Source organism: Paracoccus methylarcula (assembly GCF_003007735.2).
Taxonomy (GTDB): domain Bacteria; phylum Pseudomonadota; class Alphaproteobacteria; order Rhodobacterales; family Rhodobacteraceae; genus Paracoccus; species Paracoccus methylarcula.
Window position 1 is genome coordinate 1 of sequence record NZ_PXNQ02000003.1, and the last position, 16,244, is coordinate 16,244.

9 protein-coding genes and 3 pseudogenes are annotated in these 16,244 nt (G+C 62.7%); 3 read left to right on the forward strand and 9 right to left on the reverse strand.

Translation table 11 applies throughout. The features are described from left to right. The 3 genes from A7A09_RS21800 to A7A09_RS05485 form a co-directional block, all read left to right on the forward strand. A partial coding sequence (locus A7A09_RS21800; RefSeq protein WP_211341049.1) for a M10 family metallopeptidase C-terminal domain-containing protein occupies positions 1-441 on the forward strand: 441 nt, incomplete at its 5' end. Between the two features lie 194 nt (positions 442-635). After that, positions 636-2,984 carry a cache domain-containing protein gene (locus tag A7A09_RS05480; protein ID WP_106690467.1) on the forward strand — a complete coding sequence of 783 codons (2,349 nt, stop codon included), beginning with the start codon at positions 636-638 and terminating at the stop codon, positions 2,982-2,984. 84 nt (positions 2,985-3,068) lie between these two features. Next, entirely contained in the window at positions 3,069-3,677 is a 609-nt protein-coding gene (locus A7A09_RS05485) for a response regulator transcription factor (RefSeq protein WP_106690468.1), read from the forward strand. Positions 3,678-4,042: 365 nt separating this feature from the next. On the opposite strand, the pseudogene A7A09_RS05490 reads toward A7A09_RS05485, so the two are convergent. From A7A09_RS05490 to A7A09_RS05530, 9 genes and pseudogenes are all read right to left on the reverse strand, one after another. Further along, positions 4,043-6,405, reverse strand: a pseudogene (locus A7A09_RS05490) (aldehyde dehydrogenase family protein). A 16-nt stretch (positions 6,406-6,421) separates the two neighbouring features. Continuing rightward, positions 6,422-7,387, reverse strand: coding sequence for a deoxyribose-phosphate aldolase (gene deoC, locus A7A09_RS05495; RefSeq protein ID WP_211341064.1), 966 nt, complete (start codon positions 7,385-7,387; stop codon positions 6,422-6,424). A 157-nt stretch (positions 7,388-7,544) separates the two neighbouring features. Further along, a complete protein-coding gene (gene iolB / locus A7A09_RS05500) occupies positions 7,545-8,354 on the reverse strand; it encodes a 5-deoxy-glucuronate isomerase (RefSeq protein ID WP_106690750.1) in 810 nt (269 codons plus the stop codon). Positions 8,355-8,441: 87 nt separating this feature from the next. Next, positions 8,442-9,356, reverse strand: a complete 915-nt coding sequence (gene iolE / locus A7A09_RS05505; protein WP_106690469.1) for a myo-inosose-2 dehydratase — start codon at positions 9,354-9,356, stop codon at positions 8,442-8,444. A gap of 10 nt (positions 9,357-9,366) precedes the next feature. Continuing rightward, positions 9,367-11,204, reverse strand: a pseudogene (iolD, locus tag A7A09_RS05510) (3D-(3,5/4)-trihydroxycyclohexane-1,2-dione acylhydrolase (decyclizing)). A gap of 93 nt (positions 11,205-11,297) precedes the next feature. Further along, positions 11,298-13,205, reverse strand: coding sequence for a bifunctional 5-dehydro-2-deoxygluconokinase/5-dehydro-2-deoxyphosphogluconate aldolase (locus A7A09_RS05515; RefSeq protein WP_106690470.1), 1,908 nt, complete (start codon positions 13,203-13,205; stop codon positions 11,298-11,300). After that, positions 13,192-14,325 carry a Gfo/Idh/MocA family protein gene (locus tag A7A09_RS05520; protein WP_106690751.1) on the reverse strand — a complete coding sequence of 378 codons (1,134 nt, stop codon included), beginning with the start codon at positions 14,323-14,325 and terminating at the stop codon, positions 13,192-13,194. The genes A7A09_RS05515 and A7A09_RS05520 overlap by 14 nt, the downstream gene beginning before the upstream one ends. A gap of 13 nt (positions 14,326-14,338) precedes the next feature. Beyond that, complete coding sequence (locus A7A09_RS05525; RefSeq protein WP_106690471.1) at positions 14,339-15,118, reverse strand: ATP-binding cassette domain-containing protein; 780 nt, start codon at positions 15,116-15,118, stop codon at positions 14,339-14,341. 1 nt (position 15,119) lies between these two features. After that, a pseudogene (locus A7A09_RS05530) lies at positions 15,120-16,225 on the reverse strand (ABC transporter permease). Positions 16,226-16,244: the final 19 nt, after the last annotated feature.

Genomic DNA, 16,244 nt, shown 5'->3' on the forward strand with positions numbered 1-16,244 from the left:
GGGAACGATCATATCCGGGGCGGCAGGGGCAATGATGAACTGCATGGAAGCCTCCACAGGGATCGGCTCATCGGCGGGTATGGAAACGACACGCTCCTTGGTGGAGGCGGCAATGACACGCTTGTTGGCGGGGCCGGGGCCGATAGGCTCGGCGGCGGCCCCGGTCGGGATGTTTTCCGTTTCGTCTCATTTTCGGACAGCAGAACCCGTATGCCGGATACCATCGGTGATTTCGAAACCGGGCGGGATGATATCGATCTTGCGAAATTCGATCTGACCTATATCGGAGGGAATGCCTTTACAGGGGCACGGCAACTGCGTTGGGAACCGAAAAGGGGCCATAGCCTTGTCAGCATTGATCTGGATGGGAACGGTCAGGCGGATATGGCAATAAAACTGACCGGGCGAATATCGCTGACGGAAGATGATTTCCTGTTCTGAGGACATATTTCCTTTTTTCGCGGAATCGCCCAATTCGATCCCGGCGAGCTTCCCGACCGATCAAACAATAGACCACAGTGCAACTGACCTGCTCGTTTCAACCGCCGGTTCTTGGCCCTGCCGCCAGTTTGCAGTACTGAGTGAAAGCTTTATTAATGCATTCTCAAGCGCGGCCTGACTGGAAGATGGTACCGATGAAAAACTCGCTTGGTGCGCTGCTCGCAATTGGCCTGGCGGGACTTCAACTCGTCGCGGTCCTTGCCGTCGTGTTCACATCCTATGTCACCTCGGAACGGGCAATGCTCAACCATGCGCGAAACATCCTCAGCGATGTGGGCGTGAACACGACAGAGCATTCCAAGGGCTTTCTGCGGCCGGCCCGCGGCGCAGCGGAACTCGCCGCGCGGCTTTCGGAAAACCGTATCCTGGCCAGCGACGATCCCAAGACATTGGAGCGCTTCCTTTTTCAGCAGCTCAAGGTCACACCGCAATTCTCGAGCCTCTATTTCGGCTCCGAAGATGGCAGTTTCGTCTTTGTCATGCGTGATCCGGGGCCGATCCCCTTCCGGACGAAAATAATCACCATGGATGGGGACACCCGGCGTAGCGAACAAATCTGGCGCGACGCGAATTTCCGCGAAATCAAGAGCGAGGTGGACCCGACGGACAATTTCGACCCGAGAACCCGGCCCTGGTATACCCGCGCACGCGATACCCTGGATACGATCTGGACCGATCCCTATATCTTCTTTACCGCCCAGCAGCCCGGGATTACGCTTGCGGCGCCGGTTCGAAAGGATGGTGCGCAGGGCATTCGCGGTGTCGTCGGCGTTGATATCGAGATCAGCAGCATCTCGGAATTCCTGTCGAATCTGAGGATCGGCAATACCGGCAAGGCGCTGATCATCAACCGCAATGGCGATGTCATCGCCCACCCCAATCCGGAACTGCTCAAAACCCGGGACGATGACGGCAATTTACGGTTCCAGAACATCCGGGAATTCGAGGACAAGGTCGCGCGGGAGGCATTTTCATGGCTTGGCGACGGCTTCGACCCACCGACCCATAACGAGGCATTTTCCAAGTTCACCTTTGACGATGAAGTCTATATTTCGACATTGACGCCGGTCATCAGCGGCAACCTGCCATGGACCATCGCCGTATACGCGCCGGAAATCGACTTCATCGGCGGGTTGAAGCAAAGCCGGGCGATGAGCATCTGGATCGCCGTCTGCGTTGCCATCGCGACCGGAATCGCGGGGCTGGCACTGGCCAATTACATCTACCGTCCTGTCCGCGCCTTCGCGGTTCGATCGGCGCTTGTCGCGCAGGGTGAAATCGACCCTTCCGACCCCCTGCCCAGCACCTACAGGGAATTGGCCCATGCCAATGAAACCCTGATGCAGCAGATCGTCGCACGCAAGAAGGCCGAGCGCGAATACGGGCAGACATTCGACCTGTCGTCGCGGGCCATGGCGCAAACCGCCCCGGAAACAGGTAAACTGCTGAAGGTGAATGCGAAATTCTGCGAGATTACCGGCTACGACACGAATGATATCAAGGACATGCGCTATGTCGATCTGATCCACCCGGACGACCGCACCCTTTTCAACTCGGATTTCTTTGCGGCCGGTGATGGCTTCGCGACGCGGCACGAGGTCCGTTTCATCCGCAAGAACGGCGAAAGCATCGATGTCGCCGTGAACGCCATCCTGATCCGCGACCATAATGGCGCCCCGCTGCATGCGGTGGTGACCCTGGATGACATCACCGAAAGCAAGGCCCAGGAAAACCAGATCGCCCGCCTGAACCGAGACCTGATTCACCTGTCCCGGGGTCATACATTGGGGCAAATGGCAGCCGGTCTCGCGCATGAATTGAACCAGCCCCTGGCCGCCATCGCCCAGAACACCGATACCGCCTTGCTGATCGTCGACTCTCTTAGCGACAGCCCTCCCGAATTGCGGGAGGTCCTGACAGAGGTCGAAGAGCAATCGCTGCGGGCCGGCGATATCATCCGCGCGTTGCGCGGCTTCATCATGAAGGATGCGGCCAGCGCGACCTCCTTCGATATCGTCGAACTGATCAAGCAGGCCCGGCGACTGGTTCAGCCCGAGGCCACCGAAGCCGGTGTCGCGATCAATGCCCGGATGGGCGCGCTTCCGATGGTCAGTGCGAATCGCATCCAGGTTGCCCAGGTTATCGTCAATCTTCTCAGAAACGCCGTCGAGGCCATCGGCGAGAGCGATCTAGTGCGCCGCGAAATCAATGTCGCAGCCCAGCAAGTCGATTCCCGGCTGGAAATATCTGTCGAGGATACCGGCCCCGGCATCGACCACAAGATCGAACTGTTCACCGAATTCGAAACCACCAAGGCAAACGGCATGGGTCTCGGCCTGTCCATTTGCCGCACGATGATCGAAGCGAATAGCGGCAAGCTTTGGCATGATGCAACCTATACGCGCGGTGCACGTTTTTGTTTCACCTTACCTATCCATCAGGATAGTTCTGGAGGTGAAGCCGAACCCGGGAAACGAAACTGATACACAGAGAAACGCCGCATAGCACTGAAACACTGCGATTGCCCGGGTTCGATTCCGGCAACGCATGGCAGGAGAGACGACGAGATGTCTGATAAGCCCCAGATTGTTTTCATCGTGGACGACGATCCGGATATCAGGTCCTCGCTCCTGCGCGCTCTTCGCATTCGCGGGTTCGAAGCGCAGGCTTTTGCCTCTGCCGCCGAGTTTCTGGAAGCGTATGACAGCAGCCGGATCGCCTGCCTGATTCTCGATCAGGGCATGCCCGACATGACGGGGCTGGAATTGCAGCAGCATCTCAAGGAAAAGGGCTACGCCATTCCCATCATCTTCATCACCGGACATGGAGGCGTCCCCGAATCGGTTCAGGCGATGAAAGGCGGAGCGGTGGATTTCCTGGAAAAACCGTTCCGTCAGTCGGAATTGATCGATTGCATTCAAAGCGCGTTGAGCATGGCGGAAACCATGCAGGCAACCCTTGAAAAGGACCGGCAATTGGAAGAGCGCCTCTCCAAGTTGACGCCGCGCGAAAAGGAGATCGTCAATCACATGCTTTCGCGCCCCTCCGAGGTGTCCAGCAAGGAAATCGGACGGCACCTGAATATCAGCCCGAGAACGGTGGACAATCACAGGGCAAGAATTCTGGAAAAACTGGGAATAAATTCGGTCGTGGAACTGGTTTCCTTGACTCGATAATCGAGACAGCCGCTCAGGAAGTCAAAGACGAGCCTGCTAGCTGAAAACCGCCCGTGGCAGCGACATCCTGTCAGAAATTGCCGCCGGGGGACCAACAATACACGCCGCCCCCCGACGGCCATGTTCTAAAATATCTCGCTCAAATTTGCCCGGTACCGTGCGGTCACCCACCACCCGAAAACCGGAAAAGACAAATCGGCTTGAGTAACACATCACTTGTTAACCGCCGCCATACACACAAATCTTGGCGACATGATTTGTATACCGAACATGATCATGGCCGTATATTCGGAAGATTACGCAGGTAATTTTACCTATGCCGGGTAGGTTCCGGCCATCGTGAACAGGCGCCGCCGAACAGCATGTCAGGCGCCGTAGGGCACCCAGATATTCTTGACTTGCGTGGCATGTTCCAGAAACAGGCGCCCTTGCCCCTCCGGGGCCATCCAGTCCCGGGTAGCGCCGTCCTCGACCCATGTCTGCTTGAGATTCCCCGCGCTTTCCGTCTCGACCATGGCGCAGCTTCCGAGGTTCCGAAATACCAGACGGCGGCGACATCGTCATGCTGGGCAAGCGTTCGGGCCAGTTCGTCCCGCGGGCCGGTAACGATATTCACGACGCCATCCGGCATATCGGAGGTTTCGAGCAATTGGTAGAAATCCGTCGCCGCCAGGGGATGGGTTTGCGAGGGAATCGCGATCACCGCATTGCCCATGGCGATGGCGGGCAGCACCGTCGAAACGAATCCCAGCAGCGGATGACCGGTCGGACAGGCGATCCCCATCACCCCGAGCGCCTCATGCATGGCAAGCGTGACATGCGCGCTTTTCGTCTGATGCACGGCGCCATCGAACTTGTCGGCCTGCGCGGCATACCAGAAACAGCGGCGTATCGCCGTGTCGACTTCCTTGCGGGCGGCTTCCTTCGACGCGCCAAGGCCACGCAGCCGATCCGCGAATTCCGGCGCCCGCGTCGACAGGTTCTCCGCCAGGTAATACAGGACCTGCGCCCGGTTATGGCCCGTGGCCTTGCCCCATCCCTTCGCCTTGTGTGCGGCTTCGACGGCATTGCGGATATCCTTGCGGTTCCCAAGCCCCGCAAGCCCCGCGGCCGTTTTCGCCCCGCTCACCACATAGGAATATCCGCTATCGGGGCGGGTCTGCCTGCCGCCGATATAGAGCTTGGCCGTGCGGTCGATACCCTCGCCCGTCCCCTCGCCATGCGGGGTCACCTGCGGGTCCGGCAGCGCGGCCTCACCCGCCTTTTTCGCCTTGGGGCGGGGATAAGCCAGATAGGCCGACATGCCCTCGCGTCCGCCTTCGCGGCCAAAGCCGCTTTCGCGATAGCCGCCAAAACCCGCCCCCGCATCGAAAACATTCGTGCAGTTGACCCAGACCACCCCTGCCTTGATCCTTGCCGCGATGTCGAGACACAGATTCACGTTCTCGGACCAGATCGAGGCAGCCAGCCCATACCGGGTATTGTTCGCCAGCAACACCGCATCGTCAGGGGTCCGGAACGAGGTCAGGGTGACCACGGGCCCGAAAACCTCTTCGGTCGCCAGCACGCTGGCGGGTTCAACCCCGGTTGCCAGTGTCGGCGGATAGAAACAGCCTTCGGGCGCCATGCCCTGGTGCAAGACCGCCCCCTGCGCGACGCCCTGATCGACGAGCATCCGGATCCGGTCCAGTTGAACGGGATGCACGATCGCGCCGATATCGGTGGATTTGTCCAGCGGATCGCCGACGCGCAGCGTCTTCATCCGTGCCTTGAGCAAGGCCTCGAACCGCCCGGCAACCGCTTCGGCCACGAGGATTCGCGCACCGGCACAGCAGACCTCCCCCTGGTTGAACCAGATCGCGTCCACCACGCCTTCGACGGCAGCGTCCAGGTCGGCATCGGCAAAGACCACGAACGGCGATTTGCCGCCCAGTTCCAGCGTCAGTTTCTTGCCCGAGCCCGCGATCTGGCGACGGATGACCCGTCCCACCTCGGTCGAGCCGGTGAAAGCCACCTTGTCGACACCGGCATGCCCGCAAATCGCCGCGCCGGTCTGCCCGTCGCCGGTCACGATGTTCAGCACCCCCTTGGGCAATCCGCATTCCGCCGCGATCTGTGCAAAGGCCAGTGCCGTCAGCGGCGTGTATTCCGCCGGTTTCAGCACCACCGTATTGCCTGCCGCCAGCGCGGGCGCGATCTTCCATGCCAGCATCAGCAGCGGAAAGTTCCACGGGATGACCTGACCGCAGACACCCACCGGGGCCGCGCCGGGAAACTCATCCTCCAGCAGTTCCGCCCATCCCGCATGGTGATAGAAATGCCGCGCGACCAAAGGCAGGTCGATATCGCGGCTTTCCCGGATCGGCTTGCCGTTGTTCAGGCTCTCCAGCACCGCCAGGAGACGGGAATGCTGCTGCACATGCCGTGCCAGTGCATAAAGATGGCGGGCCCGGTCATGCCCCGACAGCCTCGCCCATTTGGGTTGAGCCCGCCGTGCCGCCCTGACCGCGGCATCCACATCCGCCTCGCTGCCCTGGGTGACGCGGGCGATTCTGTTCCCGGAGGCCGGATCGATGACATCGAACCCCTCGCCCGGCCTGGTGAACGCGCCATCGATGAAATGACCAAAGCCCTCCGCATAGCTCTCCAGCCATGTCCTGACGGCGGAACTGTCCTCGGGTGCGGGGCCGTAATCCATGCTTTCCAGAATCCCGGTGATCGTGTCCATGACGTTCTGCGCTCCTTCAGGCGGTGGCATGCCGGCTCGAAGCCGCGTAACGCCCGGTGACATGATGTTCTAGCTGACGCTCGATATCGCCCAACATCGACGAGGCGCCAAAGCGGAACAGATCGGGTTGCAGCCAGTCCCGCCCCAGTTCCTCCTTCATCAGCATCTGCCATATCAGTGCCTCCTTGGCGGATTTCATTCCGCCGGCGGGCTTGAAACCGATCCTGTATCCCGTCGCCTGCCCGTAATCGCGCAGGGCACGGAGCATGATCAAACCCACCGGCAGTGTCGCATTGACGCTTTCCTTGCCGGTCGAGGTCTTGATGAAATCGGCCCCCGCCTGCATCGCCACCATCGAGGCGGCATAGACATTGCCCAGGGTCTGCAGATCCCCGGTGGCAAGGATCGCCTTCATATGCGCCTCGCCGCATGCCTCGCGCATGGCCGCGATCTCGTCGTAAAGCGCCTGCCAGTTGCCGGTCAGCACATGTTCGCGGGTGATGACGATATCGATCTCCTGCGCACCTTCCCCCACCGCATATCGGATTTCCTCGAGACGAAGATGCAGCGGCATCAACCCGGCCGGGAAACCCGTCGCGACCGAGGCCACGGGCACGCCCGAGCCCTCCAGCGCGCGCACCGCATGCACCACCATCGTCGGATAGACGCAGACGGCGCCCGTGGTCAGCCCCATACCGGCCAGTCCCAATCCATCCATCACATGCGGAGCGATCGGATTGCGTGCCTTGGCACAAAGCCTGCGGACCCGTGCGGCGGTATCGTCTCCGGCAAGCGTCGTCAGGTCGATACAGCGAACCGCGTTGACAAGCCATGCCGCCTGGTACGCTTTCTTGACCGACCGCCGCGCACCTATGGTTGCCGCCCGCCGCTCGGCCGCGGAACGGTTGACTGCGTGGCCCTCGAACATCTCGGTGGCGAGGGGCATCCCTTCATTGCGCGCATGCTCCATTTCGGACTCCATGCGCGCAGGAACGGGATGCGCCTGCGGTGATTGCAGCTTCTCCAACTCGACGGTCATTCCCTTGCTCCCACGCATCCCACGCCTTGGGTTACGAGGCCACAGATCATGCCGGTGCGCAAGGGATCAGGGGAAAACGCCGGCCCTCAACGCCGCTGCGTCACCCCGCATCCCGGGCAACAATCCCCTCCACTTCCGGCGCTGGCACGAAACGCCAGTTCCTGCGCGGCCCTGCCATGACATTGAGGTAATAGAGCTCAAACCCATAGGGTGCACCGCAGGGATGGTGGCCACGGGGCACCAGCACCACGTCATGATCCCGAACCGCCATCACCTCGTCGAGACTGCCATCATCGGTATAGACGCGCTGCACCGCCCAGCCATTCGCCGGGTTCAGACGGTGGTAATAGGTCTCTTCCAGATAGGTGATGCGCGGGAAATCGTCCTCGTCATGGCGATGGCTGGGATAAGAGGACCAATGCCCGGCGGGGGTGAATACCTCGGTCACCAGCAGGCTGTCGCAATAATCCTCGGCCTCCATGGCGATATTGTTGATATAGCGGGTATTGCCGCCCTTGCCGCGCTCGGTCAGGGAAATCCCCTCCGGCCCGATCCGCCGCGCCTCATGCCCGCCCCGCCCGGGGGCCGAGCAGACCGCGATGGTGCAATCGCTCTCGGCCACGGCCCGCCATTCCGCCCCGTTCGGGACATAGAGACAATGCGGCGAGGTCTTCTCGAACAGATCCATCCGTTCGCCCAGCACACCCCAATCCCGGCCCGCAGCATGGAAGGAGGCCTTGCCCTCGACCATGACCAGGATCATCTCGTTGCTGCCGGTCGCCTCCCCGGCGCTCTCGCCAGGCCGTAGCCGGTAAAGCGAGAACCCCACATATCGCCAGCCCGCATCCGCCGGAGTGATCTGGTGGGTCTTGCCATGGCTGCCAAAGGGTCTACGCAGTAGCTGGCTCATCCTCATCCCTTTCTTCTTCATCCAAATATCCTCGGGGGTGAATTGGCCACAGGCCAAGAGGGGGCGCGAACGCCCCCTTGCCCACCGTCATGCAGCGGCATTCCGGTCGAGCCCTGTCGCAACGGCCATCCGGCGCAGCGCCTCATAGCCCATGCGCTGGTAATGCAGAGGCTCGCGGATCGCGCTGTCCTGCTCGGCCTCGATCACCAGCCAGCCCCGATAACCATGCTCGGCGGCGATCTTCAGCACCGGCTCGAAGGCGACACAGCCCTCGGGATCACCCGGCACCGTGAAAGCGCCCCGCTTCACCCCCTCGATAAAGCTCAGCCCCTCGGCGCGAACCTGCTCCATGACGGGTCGACGGATATTCTTGCAATGGATATGTCCCACCCGGTCCATATGTTTCCGCGCCACTTCCGCCGGATCCGCGCCCCCGAACAGGCAATGCCCGGTATCCAGCAGCAGCTTTACCTCCGGGCCCGCCGCCGCCATGAAACGGTCGATATCCGCCGCGCTCTCCACACAGGTCCCCATGTGGTGATGATAGCAGAAGCGCATCCCCTGCGCGCTCGCATGTTCGGCCAGCGCGTTGATCCCGGCCATGAAGCGATCCCATTCCGCCTCCGACAGCACCGGCCGGTCATTCACCGCCACATCCGGGCGGCCATGCACGGTGTTCGAGCATTCGCAGATGATCAGAACATCCGTCCCCGCCGCTTTCGACATGGCGATATGCGAGTCCATTGCCGCCTTTTCGGTTTCCAGCGTCGAGCCATCGGCAAGGATATTGGTCGAATGCCAGCCACCGACAAAGCGCAGCCCGTAAGCGGCAAGGGCCGCTTTCAACGCCGCGCCCTCCGAGGGCATCTTGTGCCCCTTCTCGATCCCGTCGAAACCGATCTCGCGGCAATCGGACAGGCAGTCATCAAGACTCAGGTGATCGCCGATCGAGTGGTCGTCATCATTCGACCAGGCAATCGGATTGGTGCCGTAGAAAATCATCGCGTTTCCCTCAATTCACAAGGCTTTGCCGCGCGGCATGGTCCAGATATTCGGCATAGGCCCGTTTCAGCTTCTCGCTGTCGCCCACCTCCGGCACGGCGACATCCCACCAGTGGCCAGCCGCTTCCAGACCGTCACCCGGCCCCGGCGCAGCGGTGGTGTCGATCACGATCACGGTCGGAATGTCGCGCCCCCGCGCCGCCGCGATCTGCGCCTCCAGATCCGGGATACCCGCCGCCTTCACCGCATGCGCGCCCATGCTGGCGGCATGGGCGACAAAATCGATCTGCGGCTGCGCCTCGACATTGCAATCGGCATAGAGATTGTTGAATGCCTCGCCGCCGCAGCCCTGCTGCAACCGGTTGATGCAGCCGTAACCGCGATTGTCGGTCAGGATCACGGTAAAGGGGATGCGCCGCATCACCGCCGTCGCCAGTTCGGAATTCGCCATCATGTAGCTGCCATCGCCCACGAAACACAGCACCTCGCGGTCCGGTTGCGCCAGCTTCAGCCCCATCGCACCGGCGATCTCGTAGCCCATGCAGCTATAGCCATATTCCATGTGATAGCCGCCCTGTGCAGCCTGCCAGAGCAGCTTGAGCGCCCCCGGCATCGTTCCGGCGGCGCACATGGCGATGCTGGCCGGGGTCGAGGCCCGCTGCACCGCCCCGATCACCTGCGCATCCGTTGGCAACTCGTTCCCCCCGGCAGGCGCGGCGCAATGCGCATCCACCGCCGCCAGCCATTCGGCGCGCGCCTGCGGATCTGCGGCATCGGCGCGGTAATCGCTCAGCTTCGCCGACAGCTTCTCCAGCGCAACCTTCGCATCCGCGACAAGACTCACCGCGCCATGCTTGGCGGCATCATAGGACTGCACATTGATGCCGACCAGCTTCGCCTCCCCGAACAGGGTCCGCGAACCGGTGGTGAAATCCTGCAACCGCGTGCCGACCCCGATTACCAGATCGGCCTTCGCCGCAATCCGGTTCGCCGCCGCCGAGCCGTCCACTCCGGCCGCGCCGTAATTCATCTCATGCGCCTGCGCGAGCGCGGATTTCCCCGCCTGCGTCTCGATCACGGGTATATTGTGACGCTCGGCGAATTCGGTCAGAGCCGCCTCCGCCCCGGAATAGATGACCCCGCCGCCGCAGACGATCACCGGGCTTTCGCCGCCCGGATCAGCCCTGCAACCTCCTCCAACTCGCGCGCATCCGGCTCGGGCCGACGGATATGCCAGACACGCGGCGTAAAGAACGCCTCGGGCCAGTCATAAGCCTCGGTTTGCACATCCTGGCAGAAGGACAGGCAGACCGGCCCGCAATCGGCGGGATCGGTCATCACCCGCAAGGCACGCGGCAGCGCCGTCAGCAGATGCTCGGGCCGGGTGATGTGGTCGAAGTAACGCACCACAGGACGGAAACAGTCATTCGCCGAAACCGTGCCATCACCGAAATCCTCGACCTGCTGCAGGACCGGATCCGGCCTGCGGTTCGCAAAGACATCACCCGCGATGAACAGCACCGGCAGCCGGTTCACATGCGCCAGCGCCGCCGCCGTCACCATATTCGTCGCCCCCGGCCCGATGGAGCTCGTGACCGCCATCGCCCGCCTGCGCGACTTGCCCTTGGTATAGGCGATCGCGGCATGGGCCATCGTCTGTTCGTTCTGTCCACGCCATGTCGGCAGCGCATCACCGATCCCGTGCAAAGCCTCGCCGATCCCGGCCACATTGCCATGCCCGAAAATCGCCCAGACCCCTTCGATGAAGCGCTCGCCCTCCCCGGTCATCTGCCCTGACAACCAGCGCGTCATGGCCTGAGCCGCCGTCAGCCGCACCGTTCCACTCATCTCAAGCCCCTTCTTCTTCATCCAAATATCCCGGGGTGAATTGGCCGCAGGCCAAGAGGGGCAGCGCCCCTCCCCCCGACTGCATCGCTGCCCTCACGCAGCCTGTCTCGCTTTCTCACGTGCCCTGTCCCAGATCCCGCAAAGCCGCGCGTAGCGCTCCGCCATTCGCGCCACGGCATCATCGTCGCCGACCCGCCCGTCAAGCCAGTCCCGCGCCACCTCGCCAAAGATCGTCCGGCCCACGGCAAAGCCACGCACCAGATCGAACCCGGCGGCGACCTCAAAGCTGGCCGCCAGTTCCCCCTCGGGCGCGTCCAGCCCCAGCACCACGATGCCGCGCGTATGCCGGTCATGCTCCTCGATTGCCGCAACGGCATTCACCCAGGCCGCGCGCGTCTTCAGCGGTTCCAGCTTCCACCAATCTGGCCAGATCCCCGCGGCGTAGAACTGCCGGATCAGCGTGGCCGTGGTCTCGTCATCCACCGGACCGACCTTCGACGGGATGATCTCCAGCAGGAATTCCAGCCCGCCCCTCCGCGCCGCCGTGAACAGCCGTTTCACCGTCGCTTCCTGCTCCGCACGGGTCACCGCATCGTCATCGGGATGACAGAAGCACAATACTTTCACCACGTTCTCGCGCGCCCATTCCTGCAAGCCGCCGCAATCCGGCCCCAGTTCCGGCTCCAGCGTCAGAGGCCTCGATCCGGGCCATTCGCAAGGCCGCCCGATCCACAGCCCCGAGCCCGAGGCCGCATGCAGTGCCCGCTTCCCGATCCGGTTGTCGCAGAGAATGCCATAGCCCAACCGCCCGTCCGCGACCCGCAGCGCAGCCTTCAGGCACAGTTCCTTGAAGGCCCCGCCCTTCTCGGGCGTGTAGCCCGCCATTTCCTCAAGCTGGCTCCGGTGATCGAAGGCGAATACCCGCATGCTGGACCAGTCGCCGCTGCGATTGGTGGCCCAGTGGATCTGCTCCAGTTCCGCGTCATTGCGCAAATCGGGGTGGATCACCCCGCGCTTGAGGAAAAACTCCAGTTCGGTCAGCGAGGGATAGGCGGGTGTGCAGCCGTGGCGGCTGACCGCGAAGGCGCCGCAGGCATTGGCGTATTTCAGCGCCGTGGGCCAGTCCTCACCATCCAGCCAGCCCTTCAGCAGGCCCGAGAAGAACCCGTCCCCCGCGCCCAGCACGTTGAATACCTCGATCGGGAAGCCCGGCCCGGTCTCGCCGTCATCGAGACTGTCGGGGATCGCGCCCTCGAAGGCCACCGCCCCCGCCGCCCCGCGCTTGCAGACCAGCGTGGCCTCCGAGACCCCGCGCACCGCACGCAGCGCAGCCACCGTGTCGGTGGTGCCTCCGGCGATATGGAACTCTTCCTCGGTGCCGACGATCAGGTCGAAGAAATGCAGCACCGATTGCAGCTTGGCCGTCACCTCGGCGCTTTCGACAAAGCGGCTCTCGCCTTCACCATGCCCCGCCACACCCCAGAGATTCGGGCGGTAATCGATATCCAGCGCCGTCTTCGCGCCATGTTTCCGCGCCAGTTCCAGCGCCTTGAGCACCGCGCCTTCGGTGCGCGGATGGCTCAGATGCGTGCCTGTCGCCACCACGGCCCGGGCCTCACTGATGAAGTCCTCGTCGATATCACCTTCGCTCAGCGCCATGTCGGCACAGTTCTCGCGGTAGAAGATCAGCGGGAAACTGTCCTCGTCGCGGATGCCCAGCAGCACCAGCGCCGTCAGCCGCTGCGCGTCGGTCGCCACGCCGCGAACATCGACGCCTTCACGGACAAGCTGCTCTCGGATGAAACGGCCCATATGCTCATCCCCGACCTTGGTGATCACCGCCGATTTCAACCCGAGCCGTGCCGTCCCGCAGGCGATATTGGTCGGAGAACCGCCGATATACTTCGCGAAACTCCCCATATCCTCCAGACGGCCGCCGACCTGCTGACCGTAAAGGTCAACTGAACTCCGGCCGATCGTGATCACGTCAAGCGGTTTCATGTGCTGTCTCCTCGATCCGCACCGGGCGGCCGTTCGAGGCCGCCATGGCGTGGATAATCCGTTCGATGATCAGGCCCTGCGCGAAATTCGGCCCCGCCGCAGGACCGCCCGATATGGCGCGCAGAAAGTCGCGGGCCTCGATCACCTTCTGCTCGTTGAAGCCGAAATTATGCCCCGGCGCGGGACAGAAATCCGCGAAACCGGGTTGCTCCGGCCCGGTCAGGTGGCGGGTGAAGCCCTGCTCTCCCGCGCGGTGCAGCCATAGCTCGTTCATGTTCTCCTGGTCGAAAACCATGCTGCCTTCCGATCCGTGCACTTCCCATTGCAGGCGGCATTTGCGGCCCCGCGCCACCCGCGAGGTCGCGAAGGAGCCCTGCGCCCCCGAGGCGAAACGGATCAGGGCCAGAGCGCTATCCTCGTTCTCGACCGCGCGCGGACCTTCGGGCGAGGGGCGCTGCGGCACCGCGATCTGTGTCATCGCGGTGACCTCGGATACCGGGCCCATCAGTTCCAGCATCTGGCTAACAAGATGGCAGCCCAGATCGCCAAGCGCGCCCAGCCCCCCTGCCTCGTGGGTCATCCGCCATGACCATGGCAGGTTCGGATCGGCGGAATAATCCTCGTCATAGACGCCACGAAATGCCAGGGGGCGGCCGATCACTCCCTCGGAAATCATGTTCCGGGCGGCCTGAAAGGCGGGCGAGCGGAGATAGTTATAGCCCAGCAGCGTCACCTGCCCGGGATGATCGGCAGCCAGGTCGGCCATCGCCTTCGCATCCGCCAGCGTCAGCGCCATGGGCTTTTCCAACCAGACATGCTTGCCCGCGCGCAACGCCGCCTCGGCCATCGGGCGATGCAACCCGTTGGGCGTGGTGATCGAGACCACATCGACCGCCGGATCGGCGACCGCCGCCTGCCAGCCGGCTTCCGCGCGGGCAAAGCCGAATTGCGCGGCAAATGCCTGCGCGCGTTCCCCGGGCGCATCGCAGAGCAGTTCCAGCCGGGGATGGGCGCCGCCGAACACCGTGGCAACGTTCCGCCATGCCATGGCGTGGCATTTACCCATGAAGCCCGTTCCGATCAGGGCCACTCCAAGCGGCTTGTCCGGCATCTGCGGCATCCTGCCCTCCTTCTCAGACCGTTCCGCCAAGCGAACCTTCGAGCTGCGCCATTTCCTGGCCACCCGCCATCATGTCCTGCAATTCCGAGGCGTCGATCTCGCCCTTTTTCGCGGTGCCGAGGGTCTGGCCACGGTTCAGCACCGTGAAACGGTCGCCCACCGCCAGCGCATGGCGCACGTTATGCGAGATGAAGACCACGCCGATGCCCTGGTTGCGCACCCGGTCGATGGTCGCCAGGACATTCGAGGTCTGCCGCACCCCGAGCGCCGAGGTCGGTTCGTCCAGGATCAGCACCTTGGCGCCGAAATGGACGGCCCGCGCGATCGCGACGGTCTGGCGTTCGCCCCCCGACAGGGTGCCGACGGCCTGATCGGGCGCGCGCAGGTTGATCCCCATCTTGCGCATCTCTTCCATGGTGATCGCATTGGCCCTTTGCGTATCGAAACGCTTGAACGGCCCCCAACCCCTGGTCGGCTCCCGTCCCATGAAGAAATTGCGGGTCACGCTCATCAGCGGGATCATCGCCAGGTCCTGGAACACGGTGGCGATCCCCGCCTCCATCGCGTCACGGGGGCTGTCGAAGCTCATCTCCCTGCCTTCGAAGCTGATACTGCCCTCGGTCGGCTTGTGGACACCCGACATGGTCTTGATGAAGGTCGATTTCCCGGCGCCGTTATCGCCCAGCAGGCAATGGCATTCGCCCGCACGGACATCGAAGGTCACGCCGTTCAGGGCGATGACATTGCCGAAATGCTTCTTGATGTTTTCCATATGGATGATCGGATCGGACATCTCAACGCTCCCCCGTCACGCGCTTGCGGATGACATTGTTGAAGACGACGGCCAGCAAGAGCATCCCGCCCAGGAAGACCTGGAACCAGTCCTGGTCGAAATTGGTATAGGTCAGCCCGATCGTCACCATGCCGAAGATGATCGCGCCGAAGAAGGCGCCGATGGCCGAGCCATATCCCCCGGTCAGCAGGCAGCCGCCTATGACGGCGGTGATGATCGCCTCGAATTCCTTCATGAAGCCGCGGCGGGCATCGGTTGAGCCGGCGTCGATCACGGTGATGACGGCGACCAGCGCGGCGGCACAGGCGGTCAGCATGAAAAGCGAGATCTTGACGCGCTTGACCGGCACACCGGAATTCGCGGCGGCATTGCTGTCACCGCCGGATGCGAAGATCCAGTTCCCCGCAGCGTCCGCAGCAGGACATAGGTGGCCAGAAGCGCGAAGGCGATGAACCACAGGATCTCGACCGGGATGCCGGGAACCTTGGGCATGCCCGAGCCGAATCTCTCGACCAAACCCATTTCGGCCAGCCAGCGAAACAATCCACCGAAGGCATCGCCCGAGAAGATCGGGGTCAGGAAATCCCCCTCTACCGCGCTGCGCACGCCGCGAAGCTGGGTCGAGCCACCCGAGAACAGCTTGAGCCCGACCAGCGTCGCACCGCGCAGGATGAACAGGAAGGCCAGCGTCACGATGAAACTGGGCAGGCCCGTGCGAATGACGATATAGCCATTCAGCGCGCCCATGGCGGCGGCGCAGGCCATGGTCAGCGGAATCGCCAGGATCAGCGGAAACCCCATGTTCACGACCAGCACCCCGAATATCAGGCCGGTGAAAGCAACCATCGATCCGATCGACAGGTCGAATTCTCCGCCGATCATCAGCATCGCCGCAGCGATCCCCAGGATTCCAAGCTGCGCCGCCGGTGTCAGGAAGTTCATGATCCCCGACAGGGTGAACATGGTGCGGTCGGCGGTGATCAGGAAGAAGATCGTGACGAGGATGACCCCTCCGATCGCGCCCAGTTCGGGCCGTTTCATCAGCCTGGTCGCGAACGATTCGGATTTGATCCGTTCGTCCGCCATTTGCGTGGCGTCCGTGTTCATGGCTTTGTTCCCTTAAATT